At 71.5% G+C, this 15,280-nt stretch carries 18 protein-coding genes; 8 read left to right on the top strand and 10 right to left on the bottom strand.

Annotated elements, in window-relative coordinates; translation table 11 throughout:
* The first annotated feature begins 13 nt into the window (after positions 1-13).
* From IPI43_07585 to IPI43_07575, 3 genes are read left to right on the top strand one after another with little or no spacing between them, the layout of a single operon-like run.
* Positions 14-640: a hypothetical protein gene (locus IPI43_07585; GenBank protein MBK7773989.1), complete on the top strand. Its 627-nt coding sequence runs from the start codon at positions 14-16 to the stop codon at positions 638-640.
* Positions 637-1,770, top strand: a complete 1,134-nt coding sequence (locus tag IPI43_07580; GenBank protein MBK7773988.1) for a hypothetical protein — start codon at positions 637-639, stop codon at positions 1,768-1,770. The genes IPI43_07585 and IPI43_07580 overlap by 4 nt, the downstream gene beginning before the upstream one ends.
* A complete protein-coding gene (locus IPI43_07575) occupies positions 1,767-2,339 on the top strand; it encodes a hypothetical protein (GenBank protein ID MBK7773987.1) in 573 nt (190 codons plus the stop codon). The genes IPI43_07580 and IPI43_07575 overlap by 4 nt, the downstream gene beginning before the upstream one ends.
* Positions 2,340-2,380: 41 nt before the next feature.
* On the opposite strand, the gene IPI43_07570 is transcribed toward IPI43_07575, so the two are convergent.
* Positions 2,381-2,599, bottom strand: a complete 219-nt coding sequence (locus IPI43_07570) for a hypothetical protein (GenBank protein ID MBK7773986.1) — start codon at positions 2,597-2,599, stop codon at positions 2,381-2,383.
* 259 nt (positions 2,600-2,858) lie between these two features.
* On the opposite strand from IPI43_07570, the gene IPI43_07565 reads away from it, so the two are divergent.
* Positions 2,859-3,644, top strand: a complete 786-nt coding sequence (locus IPI43_07565; protein ID MBK7773985.1) for a hypothetical protein — start codon at positions 2,859-2,861, stop codon at positions 3,642-3,644.
* A 27-nt stretch (positions 3,645-3,671) separates the two neighbouring features.
* Here IPI43_07565 and IPI43_07560 read toward each other — a convergent pair whose 3' ends face one another.
* The 3 genes from IPI43_07560 to IPI43_07550 form a co-directional block, all read right to left on the bottom strand.
* Entirely contained in the window at positions 3,672-4,550 is an 879-nt protein-coding gene (locus IPI43_07560) for an alpha/beta hydrolase (protein ID MBK7773984.1), read from the bottom strand.
* The gene (locus IPI43_07555; protein MBK7773983.1) at positions 4,513-5,190 is read right to left on the bottom strand and encodes a TetR/AcrR family transcriptional regulator; all 678 of its coding nucleotides are present in this window, start codon (positions 5,188-5,190) and stop codon (positions 4,513-4,515) included. Before IPI43_07555 ends, IPI43_07560 begins: the two co-directional genes overlap by 38 nt.
* Positions 5,191-5,360: 170 nt before the next feature.
* Positions 5,361-6,140 (bottom strand): class I SAM-dependent methyltransferase, encoded by a 780-nt coding sequence (locus tag IPI43_07550; GenBank protein MBK7773982.1) that lies wholly within the window; start codon positions 6,138-6,140, stop codon positions 5,361-5,363.
* Positions 6,141-6,202: 62 nt separating this feature from the next.
* Here IPI43_07550 and IPI43_07545 point away from each other — a divergent pair, with 62 nt between their 5' ends.
* The 4 genes from IPI43_07545 to IPI43_07530 all read left to right on the top strand — a co-directional run bounded on the left by IPI43_07545 (position 6,203) and on the right by IPI43_07530 (position 8,755).
* Positions 6,203-7,126: a LysR family transcriptional regulator gene (locus tag IPI43_07545; protein ID MBK7773981.1), complete on the top strand. Its 924-nt coding sequence runs from the start codon at positions 6,203-6,205 to the stop codon at positions 7,124-7,126.
* Between the two features lie 37 nt (positions 7,127-7,163).
* Entirely contained in the window at positions 7,164-7,484 is a 321-nt protein-coding gene (locus IPI43_07540) for a hypothetical protein (GenBank protein ID MBK7773980.1), read from the top strand.
* Entirely contained in the window at positions 7,484-8,011 is a 528-nt protein-coding gene (locus tag IPI43_07535; GenBank protein ID MBK7773979.1) for a methyltransferase domain-containing protein, read from the top strand. Before IPI43_07540 ends, IPI43_07535 begins: the two co-directional genes overlap by 1 nt.
* A gap of 117 nt (positions 8,012-8,128) precedes the next feature.
* Complete coding sequence (locus tag IPI43_07530; GenBank protein MBK7773978.1) at positions 8,129-8,755, top strand: hypothetical protein; 627 nt, start codon at positions 8,129-8,131, stop codon at positions 8,753-8,755.
* Between the two features lie 15 nt (positions 8,756-8,770).
* On the opposite strand, the gene IPI43_07525 is transcribed toward IPI43_07530, so the two are convergent.
* The 6 genes from IPI43_07525 to IPI43_07500 form a co-directional block, all read right to left on the bottom strand.
* A complete protein-coding gene (locus IPI43_07525) occupies positions 8,771-9,127 on the bottom strand; it encodes a hypothetical protein (GenBank protein MBK7773977.1) in 357 nt (118 codons plus the stop codon).
* 132 nt (positions 9,128-9,259) lie between these two features.
* Entirely contained in the window at positions 9,260-10,153 is an 894-nt protein-coding gene (locus tag IPI43_07520; GenBank protein ID MBK7773976.1) for a LysR family transcriptional regulator, read from the bottom strand.
* 60 nt (positions 10,154-10,213) lie between these two features.
* The gene (locus IPI43_07515; protein ID MBK7773975.1) at positions 10,214-11,788 is read right to left on the bottom strand and encodes an insulinase family protein; all 1,575 of its coding nucleotides are present in this window, start codon (positions 11,786-11,788) and stop codon (positions 10,214-10,216) included.
* Positions 11,785-13,209: an insulinase family protein gene (locus IPI43_07510; protein ID MBK7773974.1), complete on the bottom strand. Its 1,425-nt coding sequence runs from the start codon at positions 13,207-13,209 to the stop codon at positions 11,785-11,787. The genes IPI43_07515 and IPI43_07510 overlap by 4 nt, the downstream gene beginning before the upstream one ends.
* A gap of 67 nt (positions 13,210-13,276) precedes the next feature.
* Complete coding sequence (locus IPI43_07505) at positions 13,277-14,497, bottom strand: hypothetical protein (protein ID MBK7773973.1); 1,221 nt, start codon at positions 14,495-14,497, stop codon at positions 13,277-13,279.
* A gap of 16 nt (positions 14,498-14,513) precedes the next feature.
* Entirely contained in the window at positions 14,514-15,182 is a 669-nt protein-coding gene (locus IPI43_07500; GenBank protein ID MBK7773972.1) for a hypothetical protein, read from the bottom strand.
* Positions 15,183-15,280 lie beyond the last annotated feature (98 nt).

Genomic DNA, 15,280 nt, shown 5'->3' with positions numbered 1-15,280 from the left:
GCTCCGACGTGTCGTGGCTCATGCCCTCCTGGCGTGGGCGACCTTCGGCGCGTCGGTCGCCCTGGCCGACGCGGACGAGCCTCCGGTGTCCGCGGCGGAACCGTCCGCTCCGGCGACGCCGCCGTGGTGGCTCAGCGGCGGGGTGCACAGCGCGTTCCTGAGCGATGTCATCGACGGCTCCTGGCAGGGGCTGACCTTCGGCGCGGAGCTCAAGCTCGGTTTCCGGGGCGCATCGCCGCGGAAGCTGGGTGTCTTCCTGCAGCTCGACACCACGTTCTGGTTCGCGCCCATCGTGGCCGAGGGAGACGCGGGGCGCCCCTTCGACTCGGTGCTGCAGGGCGCGCTCAACGTGGGCCTCGGGGCCGACGTGCGCTACTTCGACGACCACCTGCGCGGCGCGTTCAGCGCAGGCCCATCGGTGCTGCTGCGCGACAACGTGGTGGACAACGCCGGCGCCGTGGGGGTGTTCATCGACTTCCGGCCGGCGGGCGTGCGCGTGCCGCTGCGGGGCGGAGGCATGCTGGTGATCGACCCGCTGACCTTCACCTTCCTCATGCCGGATCTCACTCGCATCCCGCTCGTGCAGATCGAGTACCGCACCGTCCTGGCCATCGAGTTCGGCGTGGGAGGTGCGCCATGAGGCGCTGCGGCTGGGCGCTGTCTCTCGGGCTGCTGGCCACGCTGGTGGCCGGCGACGCCAGCGCGTTCGAGATCCGCACCGGGTTCTCGCGGGGCTGCCACGAGCAGATCGCCACCAGCGCGTTCCTGCGCAGCATGGACCAGCTCCCGCGCTTTCCGGACAGCGCCGTCCCCGATGAAGAGTGGGAGGGCGTGGCCGACGCCTACCTGGGTGACGCCGGCGAGCTCGACCGGGCCTCGCGCTTCTTCCTCTTCAGCGTGGTGATGGGGGCGCGGGCGCCCGACACCGAGGGCCACTCCGTCACGAACGCTCAGACCCTGCGTGCGGCGCAGGCCGACCCTGGCGGGCAGTACCTGCACTGCCTGCGCGCCGCCACCGACGACTTCGACGCGGGCAACGCGAGCGCGCTCGGGGGCTGTCGCGCCGAGATCCTGGCCAGCCTCACGCACGTGGCGGACGAGGCCACGCTGTCTGGTGGTGACCGCGCGGCAGAGGTGGACGAGATCTACGTGACCCTCGACATCTACGGCGTGTTCGAGGTGGAGGTGTGGGGGCCGGCCTACCACCTGGGGCGCGCGCTGCACACGCTCCAGGACAGCTTCGCGCACTCGCTGCGCACGGCCGACATGCGTGGCGTGGTGCACGTCATGAACTTCGAGGCGCCGCTCGCAGGGCGCCACGACGAGGAGCGCGACGGCATGGCGCACTCGGAGGCCACCGACCGCTGTGGCCCCGATGGCGAGGGCGAGAACCGCGATCGCTACGCGGCCGCGGTGGACGCCAGCAGCGACCTGCTGCTGGTCTTCGAGCCCTTTCTGCGCGTGCCCGAGCAGGGCGTCCCGCCTGCGCGCGCCGCGCTCGACGAGGTGCTTGCGCGCTGGCTCACGCTCACCGACCCGGCGGCGCTCGGCGACTACACCGCGTGCACACAGAGCAACGACTACTGCGACTCGCCCTGGCTCGAGCTGGCGCGCCGCTCGCCCACCACGCCGGTGCTGTCGTGCACGGTGGGGCCTGCGCCGCGGCGCTCGCACGTGCCTGCTGCGCCGCTCGTCCCGCTGGTGGTCGTGGCAGTCGTGGGGGTCATGCGCCGCCGTGCTCGGCGCAGCTTGCTCTCGGAGGCCGTATGACGCGCCGCGCCCTCGCGCTGGCGGCGCTGGTCCTGTTGGCTCCGTGTTCCGCGGCCGCGCAGGCCGATCCCAACCCGAGCGGCGCTGAGAGGCGCGACGTGTGGCTGGGCGCCGAGCTGCACGGCTCGTTCTTCGGCGACCTGCAGGACCGCTCCACCGTCTTGCCGCGCTTCGGCTACGGCGTCCGTGCCGGGCGCCGCTGGGGCCGCTACGGCGTGTTCGGGCTGGTGGACCGCGACCACTGGATCGTCAGCGAGCTGGACGTGGACTACACCACCGGGGTGCTCAACCTCGCGGTGGGCAGCGAGCTGCTCTTCGCACGCGGCCGGGTCAGCGCGTCCGTCGCCGTGGGGGTCTCCATCCTCCTGCAGGATCAGGTGCTGGATGATCGGGGCGCCACGGGTCTCTACCTGGCCATCCGGCCCACCAGCCTGCGCTACCCCGTGCTGCGTCGCGCCACGGTGCAGCTCGACCTGCTGAGCCTGGTGGTGGAGGCGCCCGTGCTGCGCCACCCGGTGCTGGTGGAGGTGCAGTACCGCGTGGCGGTCAGCGTCGAGTACGGCCTCTGAGCCGCTCACGGGCTGGCGACCTGCGGCGCGCAGCGGCTCACTCAGCCGGGCGTAGCGCGCCGCTGCCATAGCAGGATCGACCCCGCTAGCACCGCGATCACGCAGCCCCCCAGCATGGCGAACGCACCGCAGTTCATCGCGGTCGAGATGCCGCGCGCAAGCTGCGTCGCTTTGGCGCTCGAGTCTGCGTCCGCCACGGCGCTGAAGCTGCCGACGAGCAGGACTACGGTGACCACGGGCGCTGCGGTGGTGATCACCACGCCAGTCACGGCAAGGCCGAGGGCCAAGCGCTGAAGCGGAGGGCGCGGCGTCGAGGACGCGCGACGCGCCCTCCCGAGCACCCACCAGGGCACCGCGAAGACCGCGACCAAGACAACGACCCCTAGGGCCAGAGTGAGCAGCTGCACGGCGCCAGACTAGCGCGTCCCGCGCATCGCGGCTGCCGCAGGCACACGGCTTGCGGGTTCACCAGCGTGTCCAGGCGTGTGTGAGCTAGTCTCCCCCGGTGGAGACGAGTTCTTGAGCACGCCACAGCCCGGGCGGCCCACCCGCGCCGACGACGGTCCCTCGCCGCTCCAGCGCTCCATGCGCGGCGCTTGGCTGATACTCGCTGGGCTGATGGCGCTGCTCTCCGCGCTGGGTCTGCTGGCCGTGGGCCTGTCGTTCATGACCTACGAGGGGCCGGCTGCGTGGGACTCGGCCACGCCCATGCTGGTGCTCGGGTTCTTGGGGGCGCTCGCGACCGTGGCGTGCTGGGTGATGGCGCGCAGGCCGCAGCCCGCTCCACGCGCGTCCGGGTGGGTGGCTTCCCCCTGGTCGGAGCACACGTGGCACCGTCGCTATCGGCTGCCCGCGTGGACCGACTGGTTCTCGCTGCTGTTCCCGGCGGGCATCACGCTGGGGCTCGCGGGCGGCGCGCTTCACTCGCTGGAGACGCAGACCGCCCCGGTGACCCACGACGACGTGGCTGGCGCGGTGGGCGCCACGCTGCTGGTTGGGTTCCTGCTCTTCGCGCTGGTGGCCTTCCCGCTGCGCGCGGCGCGGCGTGAGCTGGTGCGCCTCACGTTGCACCCGAGCGGGCTCGTGGTGGCGCTGCGCAACGGCCGCGAGCGGCAGGTGCCACGCGAGGCGATCGCGAGCGTGTTCTTGGGCACCGTCGACATCGCCGGGATGGACGTGGGCACCGTTGGGGTGACGCTGCACGGGGGTGAGCGCCTGAGCCTCCGGGAGCCGCTCAGCGCGCCGTTCCCGCACGTGGCCCATCACTTGGCGCGTCACCTGGGCCTGCCCGTCACGCGCGGGTGACTGAGCAGCGCCCCCGCTCCATGAGGCTCAGGCGCCCGCGAAGAACGCGCCGAGCCTGCCGGCCAGCCACTCCCGGAACTCGTCCGTGGTGGGTGGGCTGTGCTTGGCGCCAGGCAGCAGCTCACTGTGCGTGAGCGTGGGGAACAACTCTTTGGCGCGCGCCAGCAGGCGGTCTCCGGGGAAGCTGTAGTCGTTCGCCGCCGCGATCACCATGACCGGCGCGCGCAGCGGCGCGAACTCTGCGGGCTTCGCCAGCGGCGGAATGCTCATGTTCATGCGGTAGCTCTGGAAGGCGTCGCTCAGGTAGTCGCTCCAGTCGTCGTCCGTGGTGGTGAGCAGGTTCCCCAGGAAGCGCTCGCGGTTGGCCTGGGTGGGGGATCGCCGGAAGCGCGCCATGGGGATGCCCATCTTGAAGATGCCCTCGAGCACCTTCCCGTTCACCACACCCGCCGGCACCAGCAGCGCCATGCGCTCGATGCGCTCGGGCGCGAGCGCGGCAAAGCGCAGCGTGGCGAAGCCTCCCCAGCTCACGCCCAGCACGTTGGCGTGCTCGAGCCCGAGCTGGTCCATGACCTCGCCCACCCAGCGCCCGTGGGCGTCGCCCTTGACCGGCAGCGCGGCGTCCGCGCTCTTCACGGACTGGCCCAGCACGTCCACCACGTGGACGCGGAGCTCCTTGGTCAGGTGCCACAGCTCGCGCAGCAGCAGCGCCGAGTTGGCCATGGCGCCGTGCAGCGCGACCAGCGGCGGGCCGTCTTCGGGGCCCGCGCTCAGCACGTGCGTTGCGCCGAAGCTGGTAGTGAGCGTCTGGCTGGTGGTCGGCGTCGGGATGGCTTCGCGCACGCGCTCGTACCAGGCCTCCATGCGCTCACGCGCGGCGTCGTCTCGGAACAGGCTGGGGCTCATCGGGTGTGTTCTCCGGAGGGTGAATGAGGTGGCGCAGCTGGACCGCGACCAGCGCCTCGGGGTCGGCGACGGTCTGCTGCACCCAGGCGATCAGGGCGAAGTAGAAGATGGACAGGTAGGTGACCGACAGCAGCGTGGGGTCCGTGCTGGCGGGCAGCTCTCCGCGGGTGCGCGCGGCCCCGGCCAGCAGCGCGATGGCCTGGCTCACGCGCGTGGTCTGCGCGGCAAAGCGCTCTGCCCAAGGTGGGTCGGCGAAGAGCGACTCGCGCAGCGCCACGCGTGAGAGGCTGGGGCGCGCCTTGTAGTAGGCGAACACCGCGCGGGTGAGCGCGTTCAGCTGCCGAAGCAGCGTGGGAGCCGCCTGTGCCGCGGCGATGGCGTGGTCGAGCGCCGCGTCCAGTTCCTCGAAGAGCGCGGCGTGCAGGAGGCCGCGCTTGTCTCCGTAGTAGTGCAGCACCGTGCCGGCCGAGACGTCCGCGCGCGCCGCGATCTCGCGCAGGTTGGCGCGCTCGAAGCCCAGCTCCTCGAAGCTGTCGCGCGCGGCCGCCAGCACGGCTTGCTGCGTGGCCAGCTTGGCGGCCTCGCGCTGGTTCAGCGGGGTGTCGGCGGTTGGCGCTTCGAGCTCGGGTTTGCGGGTCATGCGCAGGGCTTTGCTTGTTCGTTGAACACGTTCAACCAAACGCAAGCTAGCGGCACTCCACTCGGGCGTCAAGGCATCCGCACCTTCGGTGTGGAGCACAACTCCGGACATCGGCAGGCTCGCAGCACCGCCAGCTCGACTCGAGCCCGGTGACACCGCGAGCCGTGCGCTCACGCCTCCGCCGGCCGCCGCGCGATGAAGCGCAGGCGTGTGTAGTCCGCGACATCACGCCCTTGCTCGTCGCGCAGCGTGGCCTCGAGGCGCAGGGTGGCCCAGCGCAACACGTGGGCGCGCTGCTCCGCGGGGACGCGCGCCAGCTGTGCCTTCGCGAAGGTCTCGAGCCACGCGCCAAAGCCCGCTGGCACCACCGTGGGACGCGCCACCACCACGATCTCGTCCACCACGAAGCCCGCGCGCTCGAGCACGCCCCGGTGATGCTCGGCGGTGGGGAAGTACCAGGGGTGCGCCCCCGTAGCGTCCACGCCCGCGCGCTCCATGGCGTCGGCCAGCGCCACGCGCACGGCGGCCACGCAGCCGAAGCCACCGGCCTCGGCCACGAAGCGGCCACCCGGGCGCAGCGCACGGAACACACCCGCCGAGACCCGCGCCGCGTCCGGCATCCAGTGCAGCGCCGCGCTCGAGAAGACGGCATCGAAGGCCTGGTCGAAGTCGAGCGCTTCGCCATCGATCAAGCGCCCGTCGAGCCCCCGCGCCTTGGCGGCGGCCACCATGGAGGGCGAGGCGTCACCCGCCACCACGTGCGCGCCGGCGGCCACCAGCTTCTCGGTGAGCACGCCGTCCCCGGCGCCCAGGTCCAGGATGTGCTCTCCCGGCTGAGGGGCGAGCCAGCCCAGGATCACGTCGCCGAGGGCCGGCACGAAGGAGGCGTTCTGTTGGTACTGGGCCGCGTCGAAGGAGCGGCCGGCGTCGAAGCTCTGCTGTGTGTTCATGCCGCTCACTGTGCGGTCCACTTTGAGCGCCGGCCAATATCGGTTAGATACCAGTTGATACCGTGGAGATATCAAACGTCGACACCCGCCGCCTGCGCCAGTTCCTCGCCGTGCTGGACGCCGGTGGCGTGCGCGAGGCCGCGCGCCGCATCCACGTGGCGCAGCCCGCGCTCAGCCGCACCATCGCCGAGCTGGAAGACGACCTGGGCGTGCGCCTCTTCGTGCGGCAGGGGCGGCGCATGCACCCCACCGACGCGGCGGGCATGGTGGCCGCCGACGCGCGCCGGCTCCTGGTGGAGCTCGACGATTTGGTCATGCGCGCGCGTGGGCTCGCGGGCGGCCTCGAGGGGCGCTTGCGGCTGGGCTCGTCGCCCTCCGCCACGTTCCACCCGCTGGTGCCCAGCCTGGTGCGCGCGCTGCGCCAAGAACGGCCGCAGGTGCGGGTGGAGCTGGTGGAGCGGTCCACGGCTGCGCTGCTGCATGCGCTCGAGGAGCGCGAGCTGGACGCCGCGTTCGTGCGGCCCAGCGGCGCGCTTCCGCCGCGCATCGAGGGCCGGGTGCTGGCGCAAGAGCCGCTGATAGCGGTGTTCCCGGAGGACCACCCGCTCGCGCACCGCAAGCGCATCACGGTGGCCGCGCTGCTGGACCTGCCGCTGTTGCTGCCCTCGCCGGGGCTCGGCTCCAGCCTGAGCGCGCTGGTGGACCGCTTGGCTGCGGCCGAGGGCCGCCCGCTGCACGTCGCCGCGCATGCGGGTCACGCGGCGTCCCTCGTGCACCTCGCCGCTGCTGGCATGGGCGTGGCGCTGGTGCCGGCCTCGCTCGAGGCCATGCGCACCGAGGGCGTGCGCTACGTGCGGGTGGCCGCGCGCACCACGCTGCCGCTCATCCTGGCCACGCACGCGGACAGCGCCAACCCGGTGGTGAGCGCCTTCGTGCAGCTGGCGCGGGGGGCTGCGCGGAGTGCGCATGCAGCCCTCGACCGCTGAAGCCCAGCTGCCTACACTCGACGCTGTGCGACGCCCCGTGGACCCCGACACCGTCACCGATGGTCTCGATGCGCTCAGCGACCTGCCCGGAGCGGATTGTGTTCTCGCTGGTCTGCGAGATGTCGCTTCGGACCGGCGCACGGCGGAGGCAGCACTCGTTCAAGCGGCCTCGCACCGTTTCTCACGTCACGGTATCGTCATTCCCGGTCGTCCCGAGGGAATGGACGCGGAGCTCGTGCTCTACCGACGGCTCGGTGAACGCATGCCGCCGGACGCTGACGTGTACGGCCGCTATGGCGCGCTGCTCGAGGAGCTGGTCAGCTTCCTCTCGGCTCTCGACCAACGCGGCGGGCGCTAGTGCACTCGCCGCTGCTGAACGAGCATCTCGGCGCGCTGATCGAAGCCTCGGCGCTCGGACCCATCGTGGACCTCGCCTGCGGCAGCGGCAGGAACGGCCTCTTCCTGGCGCGCATGGGCTTGCCCGTCGTGTTCGCGGACCACTCGCAGGAGGCGCTCGACAGCGTGGCGCACCAGCTCCACGCCGAGGGACTGCCCGGTGAGACGTGGCAGGTGGACCTCGAGGCTGGCACCGGCGACCCGCTGGCTGCGCGCCGGTTCTCGGCGGCGCTGGTCTTCCGCTACCTGCACCGCCCGCTCATGCCGCACCTCCGAGCGTCCATCTTGCCCGGCGGCCTCGTGGTCTACGAGACGTTCACCCAGCGCAACACCCGGTACGGGCGGCCGCACAACCCGGACTTCCTGCTGCAGCCTGGCGAGCTGGCCGAGCTGTTCGCGGGCTGGACCACGCTCCACTTCTTTGAGGGCTTCCTCCCGGATCCAGACCGAGAGGTCGCGCAGCTCGTGGGCCGCAAGCCCTTCGAGTAAGCGGCCAAAAGCTCCTCTTGGGGGCACTCCAGGCCCCCGCCACTGGCCGAGAACGTTCCAGCTACTGGCACGGGTTGGACCGTTTCCCGCCGACCATGGGGGTCCCAGGTTCCGGGCATGCGAAACCTCGCCATCTTCTTCTCCGTGCTCGCCCTCGCTCCCCTCTCGGCCCTCGCGCAAGGCGCGCCAGTGCCCGCTTCGCTCGAGAGTGGGCCCCCCGCGCTGATGGCCGCCCCCGAGCCCGTTCCGGCCCCCGTGGTCACCCCGGAGCCCGAGCCCATCGTCAACGAGCGTGAGCTCGGCCTCTACGTGGGCGTGGGGCTCGGTTCCAGCCTGAACCTCGGCGGCGGCTCGTTCGGCTACCAGCTCGAGGCGGCTGTCGGGATGTACTACTGGATCTTCTCGGCCGAGATCCTCGGCGGGGCCACCACCATCAACAGCGACCAGCTCGCGTCCGTGGGCCCGCACCTCGGAGGCGCGCTGCGTGTCCACGTACTCGACAACGAGCGCGTGGGCCTCCAGCTCGGGCTCGGGGCTCGCCACCAGGCAGCGCGCGCCGAGACAGGCGTGGACTACCGCTTCACCGGCGGGTTCGTCTCGCTGCGGCTGGTGCTCCCGGTCACCGAGAACATCCACGTGCGCATCGACTCGGAATTCGAGCATGCGTTCGACGGACCCCTCAGTGGCGCGGCCCAGAACCGCCTCATGCTCGGCTTCGGGATCGAGACGCGCATCGCGCCGTGACGGCCCTTGCAGTCCTCAGTGGTTGCGCGCGTAGATGATCGCCGCGTGCGTGACGTGCGCCGCGACGAAGGCCGCTGAGAGGGCGAAGTACATCCACGGGCGGTAGGCCTTCCCAATGAAGAGTTCCCGCCCCGTGAGGCCCAGCCCTGCGAGCCAGAGCGCAGGCGTGTAGGCGGGCGCGAGGAATCCCAGCGCGCTAGTGGACCACGCCGACTCAGGCGCCAGGACCAGCGGGAGCCAGCTCGCGAAGTACACGAGCGTGCCCACCACGAAGAGGCCGAGGCCTAGGCGTTGAACCTTCGTCGATGCACCGAGCGGCATGAAGAAGGGCAGCCCGAGCGCGAAGACTCGGAGGACGTTCTCGGTGAGCACGAGCCGGGTGGCAGCGCGCGATCGAACTCGGCTGGCTGGAAAGCGGGTGGTAGGTGCCCCGCGAGCACCGCGTTCCAGGCCATGGCCGGCAGCAGCATCAGCCCGCAGCTGAAGAAGTATCGATGGCCCACGTCAACCCAGCCCCTCCGCGAACAGCTGCGCGGCCACCTCGAGCCCCGCGCGCACTCTCGGCAGGTGAGTGCCCGCGCGGGTGGTCACACCCCACACCGTCGCCGCGAGGCCCACGGCGTCGGAGAGCAGCGGCACCAGCCCCCGGGCGGCGTAGTCGGGCAGGATGGCGATGCCCATGCCGTCGGCCACGCAGCCCTGGATGAACTCGTTGTCGGTGGAGTGGATGCGCGGCGTCACGCTCACGTCGCCTCCAGCGCGCAGCGGCCAGCGCACCTCGCTGTGCTGGGCGAGCGTGTGCGGCGCCGCCTCTGCGTCCAGGATGGTGTGCAGCAGGGTGTGCTGCGCGAGGTCGCCGAGCGAGCGGGGCTGGCCCATGCGCGCCACGTAGTCGGGGCTGCCGTAGAGCCCCGTGGTGATGCGCCCGATGGCCACCACCACCAGCTCCCCCGCCGTGGGCAGCGTGAGCGTGAGCGCGGCGTCGGCGCCGTGGCTGAGGTGCTTCACCGGGTCGGGCGTGGCGCGCAGGCGCACGCGCAGCTCGGGCCACGCGGTCAGCAAGCGCCGCACGAAGAGCGGGCCTAGGCGCCGTGACGCCCCCACCGGCAGGGCCACGTCGAGAGTGCCGGCCGGGTCCTGACCCGCGCGCTCGGCCAGCTGGCCGATGGCCTCGAGCTCCCGCACCGGCGCTCGTGCGTGCCGTGCATACAGCTCGCCCGCCGCCGTGAGCTCCACGCCGGCCTCGGTGCTGCGCGCCAGAGACACGCCCACGCGCGCCTCGAGCGCAGCCAGCCTGCGCCGCACGGTGGCCCGCGAGACCCCCATCCGCTCGGCGGCGCCAGACACGCTGCCCTCTTCGGCCAGCGCGAGCAGGGTGCGTGTCTCGTCGAGGTCCATGCGGGTGCCGTTCGAAACGTGCCGCCCGCGAGCATCGCGCTCGCAGGCGGGGATTCTCCCTCAGCGCGCGGGCCGGCCCGTTGCGGGCAGCCGCCGCACCACCTCACCAGCCGTGTTGGTGATGGTCACCGCGCCATAGGCGCGCATGGGCTCTGCGATCTGCGAGGCCTCGCCCACCAGCACCACCACCATCTGGCTGGGGTGCACGTGCGCGCGCGCCGCGGCCAGCGACTGCTCGGGGGTGACCGAGCGGATGCGCGTGCGGAAGCTCTCCCAGTAGTCGTCCGGCAGGCCGTAGCCGCGCAGGTCGCTCACCAAGCCAGCCACCTTGCCGGGCGTGTCGATGCTGAGCGGGAACGAGTCGCTCAGGAAGCGCCGCGCCAGGTCGGTCTCTTCGTTGCCGGGGGCCTCGCTCGAGATGGCCACCAGGTGCTCGAAGAGCGCCTCCATGGCCTGCGCGGTGACCTCGGTGCGCACGGCGGCGCCCACGGTGAAGGAGCCCACCTGCTGGCGCTCTTCCACATACGAGTAGGCGCCGTAGGTCAGGCTGCGACGCTCGCGCAGGTCCATGAACAAGCGTGACGAGGCGCTGCCGCCCAGCACCTGGTTGGCCACCTGCAGCGGCACCCAGTCGTCGTGCTGGCGCGCGATGGCCAGGTTGCCCACGCGGATGGAGGTCTGCTGCGAGCCCTCACGGTCCACGATGATGATCTCGCGCTCGGTGCGCGTGGGCGGCGCGGGGTAGCTCACTTCGGGCACGGTGCCCTGGCGGAAGCGGCTGAAGGCGCGGCCGGCGCGGCGGCTCACGTCGGCGGCGGTCACGTCGCCCACCACCACCAGGTAGGCGTTGTTGGCCACCACGTGCGTGCGGTGCCACGCGATCAGGTTGGCCTGCGTCACGGCGCGCACGGCGTCGGGCGTGGTGTCCACGCGGCCATAGGGGTGCGCCCCGTACAGCGCGCGGTAGTAGGCACGCGTGGACAGGAAGCGCGGGTCCTGCTGGCTGAGCTCCAGCCGGTCCAGCTCGCGGCGGCGCAGCTTCTCGAGCTCCTCGGCATCGAACACCGGCTGCATGGCCACCTCGGCCATGAGCGAGAGCGCCTGCGGCAGGTGCTCCTTCAGGGCGCGGAACGTGATGACCAGGTTCTCGGAGGTGGCGCCCACCACCATGTCGGCGCCCAGGAACTCGATCTCCTCGGCCAGCTCGGCGCTGGTGTGGCGCGTGGTGCCCTCCTTGAGCATGTCGGCCACGAGCCCAGCGAGGCCCGGCAGGTCCGCCGGGTCGGTCTCGCCGCCGCTGCGAATGACCAGCTGCAGGTACACCACGGGCAGCTGCGTGCTGCTGACGGTGTTCAGCTCGAGGCCGTTGGGCAGCGTGGAGCGCGCGATGGCCGGGAACGCGATGTCGCGCGCCGTGCCGCCCGCGGGGGCGGGCTCACGCGGGGCCTCCGGCTCCGGCTCCGGCTCGGGTTCCGTCTCGGCGGTCTCGGTGCCCTCCACGCTGTCGAGCGGCGGGTACTCGGGGGGCGGCCCCTGCTCGCGGTTGCAGGCCCCCGCCACGGTGCCGAGCGAGAGCAAGAGGCCGATGGCCAAGGGCGCGCGACGTGCGCGGCGAATGAGATGCATGGGGTTCACGGGTTGCCTCCGGTCGTGCTGGCCGCGGCCGGGGGGAGCACGTCCAGCACGGTGCGCTGCGTGGTCCCGAAGTAGGTGTTCGCCACGCGCTGGATGTCCGCGCGCGTGACCGCGTTGTAGAGGTTGATCTCGGTGCGCAGCAGCTCGGCGTTGCCGTAGTACATCTCGTACTCGGCCAGGCGCTGGGCGCGCTCGAGGCTGCTCTGGATGCCGAACACGAAGTAGGAGGCCACGCGGTTGCGCGCCTTCTGCAGCTCGCGCTCGGTGACGCCGCCCGAGGCCACCTCGGCCAGCGTGTCGTAGATGACCTGGCGCGCCTCGGCGGGCTGGTGGTCACCCGCCATGATGCCGAAGACCGAGAACAGGTCCGGGCCGCGCTGGTCGTCGGTGGCCACCTGCAGCTGCTGGCAGATCTCGCGCTCCTTCACCAGCACGCGGTAGAGGCGCGACGAGTCGCCGTCACCCAGGATGAGCGCCAGCATCTCGAGCGCGTAGTGGTCGGGCTCGCGGTTGGGCGGGATGCGGTAGTTCACGTGGAACGCCGGGAACGGGGCCAGCGGGTCCGTCATGGTCTCCACGATCTCGGCCGTCTGCGGGTTGATGGGCCCCGGGTTGTACGCCGGCACCGGGCGCGACGAGATGCCCTCGAAGTACTGACGCACCAGCACCATGGCCTCGGCCGGGTCGAAGTCGCCGGCGATGCTGAGCACCGCGTTGTTGGGCGGGTAGTACGCGTCGAAGAAGGCCTGCACGTCGCCCAGCGTGGCGTTGTCCAAGTCGGCCATGTCGCCGATGGTGGAGTGCGCGTACGGCCAGTAGTCGCCGTAGGCCAGCTCGTTGATGCGCAGGATGCTGTTCATGTAGGGGCGGTTGTCGTAGCTCTGACGCCGCTCCTCCTTCACGGTCTGCCGCTGGTTCTCGAAGTTCTCGGCGGTGATGGCCAGCGAGCGCATGCGGTCTGCTTCCAGCCACAGGCCCAGCGCCAGCTCGTTGCTGGGGAGCGTCTCGTAGTAGTTGGTGCGGTCGGTGCTGGTGGTGCCGTTCATGTCGCCGCCGCGGCTGTCGATGTAGGTGAAGTGCTCGCCCTTGCGGACGTTGGCCGACCCCTGGAACATCATGTGCTCGAAGAGGTGCGCGAAGCCCGAGCGGCCCCGCACCTCGTTGCGCGAGCCCACGTCGTAGTAGAGCGCGACCGCCACGGTGGGGATGCTGCGGTCGGGGCTCATGACCACGCGCATGCCGTTGCTGAGCCGCTCGCGGACCACCGGCAGCTGCGAGAGCGAGCTCTCTCCACCGCTGGGCGGCGCGGGGCGTCGTGCCCGCTGCGCGAGGACGCTGTGAGTCGAGGGGCCCGCGAGGCCGAGCGCGGTCAGCGCCAAGAGGGCGGCCGCGAGCCGGTGCCGCTTCGTCGTGCGTTTCATCATCCGGTTCGCATAACACGAAGCGGACCGTGCTGGCCACGCCAAGCGCCTTGCGCGGCCATGCGGCTCAGCGGCGGCGGAAACGAAGCACGTGACGGTAAATCTGGGTGTTGCCCAGCTGCCCAGGACGCCACGCCAGGGGCTCGCCCTCGGGATCCGAGCTGTAGTCGTACACGAAGAACTCGCCAGGCTCGCTGCCCGCGATCACGCTCGGGAAGCAGGTGTCCCCGTTGCTGGGGAGGTCCGTGATGTACGCCACGCGCAGCTCGTCCTGCACGATGCGCCACAGGCTGCAGCGCTTGGGCGCCGCCACGTAGCGCAGGGACGCGACCACCGCGTTGGTGAGGCCCTCGGCGCCGAAGAAGCCCGTCTCGGTGAGGTTGCGGCGGCCCAGCAGGTAGACCTCGCCGTCGTACTCGAACATGAACGGCGAGTCGTACTTCTTGAAGTCGGCGTTGCACGTCCAGTTGCCCAGGTCGTCGGCCGGCGCGCGGCAGACGCGGCTTCCCAAGCCCTCGGTGTCCGCAGCCTCGTTGCGGATGACGGCAAACAGCTCGCCGCTCTCCGCAAAAGCGAACGCGGTTTCGCTGCCGCCGCCTTCGTAGACCATGGAACCATCCGGATCGGCCGGGGTCCAGCTCACCCCGTCGAGGCTCGTGCGGAAGTGCACCTGCAGCGGCTCGCCGTTGAACAGGTACTCGTTCTCGCCGCCGTTGTACGCCGTCATGAAGTGGCGGCCGTCCGGCACGGTGGTGGTCCGCCACAGCAGCGTGTCATCGCCGTACAGCTCAGTGAGCGCACTCCACGCTTGGCCCGCGTCGAGCCGCGCATAGCGCACGCCCATGGGCTGGAACTGCGTCTCGCTCACCCCCAGCACGCTCATGTACAGGAACAGCGTGTCGCCCACCGCCAGGAAGCGGGGCTCGCGCAGGTCGGTGCCGATGGCGTACTCGGTCTCGTAGCGCCAGGTGACCTCGTCCTCGCTGCTCACCACGTAGAGGATGGTGTCGGGGTTGGCGAAGTGGTTGGGCGCCGTGCGCCACGCCAGGAACACGCGGCCCGCGTGGCGAATGACGTCCAGGTTGTTGTTGGAGTGCTGCGGCACGGTCTCGGCGGGCAGCCCGTCGCTCGGCACCACCTGGCGCGTGTCCTGCACGGTGACGCTGTGGCGACCCAGCTCCACCACGGGGCGGAAGGTACCGTCGTCCACCGGCGGGGGCTCTTCGCTGCCACAGCCAGCGAGCACACTCGTCCCGAGCAGCATCGCGAGCCAGGCCCTATTGGTCATGCTCGTCATCGTTGCATCACTCCACGCTGAGCACGTGCCACTCGCCAGCTTCGCGCACCATGCGGATCACTCGCCCGCTGGCCGTGCGCACCGTGGCCTCGTTGCCCTGGATGTCCACGTCGAGCGCCGGCTGGTCCTCGGTGTCCAGCAGGAAGCGCTCGATCTGCGCGTCGATCTCGGCGCGTGGCGCCCGCGCCAGGATGCGGCCGATGCTGCTGAGGCTGCGGCGCTCGAGCGCGCTGCGGAACGCCATGACTGCGTCCTCCGGGGTGGCCAGCGACACCGCGTCCAGCAGCGTGCCCACCAGCCGCCAGCGCTCCCCCTCGATGACCAGCACCGCGTGCTGCCCGGTGCGCAGCGGCACGCTCGCGCGCGTCTCCACCAGCTGCGGGTCATCCAGCGCGGCCTCCACCGCCGTGGCCTGTTCACGCAGCTCCTCCGGCGCCTCGGCCATCTGGGCGCGCAGGTCGTCGAGTGTCAGGCTCGCGCGCGTCTCGGCGTCCAGCAGGGCGTACACGGCCTCGGCGTCACCGCGCCGCACCGCATCGGCATAGGCGCGGGCGGTGTCGTGCGCGGGGCCCAGGGCCTGGCTGCCTCCGCAGCCGGTGATCAGCGCCGCGCCGGCGACTGCCGCGAGCCAAGCTCGAACGGGGTGAAGGAGGGGGCCAGCGTCCAGCGTGCGCACCGGGGGAGACTACCACAGCGCCGGCGGGGCGACCGGTAGCGTTGTCGCTTGCTTGACCGACCACGCGGCCCGTGGGTTACACCACCCAGCATGAGCCA

This window comes from Sandaracinaceae bacterium, from assembly GCA_016706685.1.
Classification (GTDB): domain Bacteria; phylum Myxococcota_A; class Polyangia; order Polyangiales; family Houyiibacteriaceae; genus JADJJE01.
Note: the sequence above shows the minus strand (reverse complement) of the source record. Positions and strands in the feature narration are given on the sequence as shown.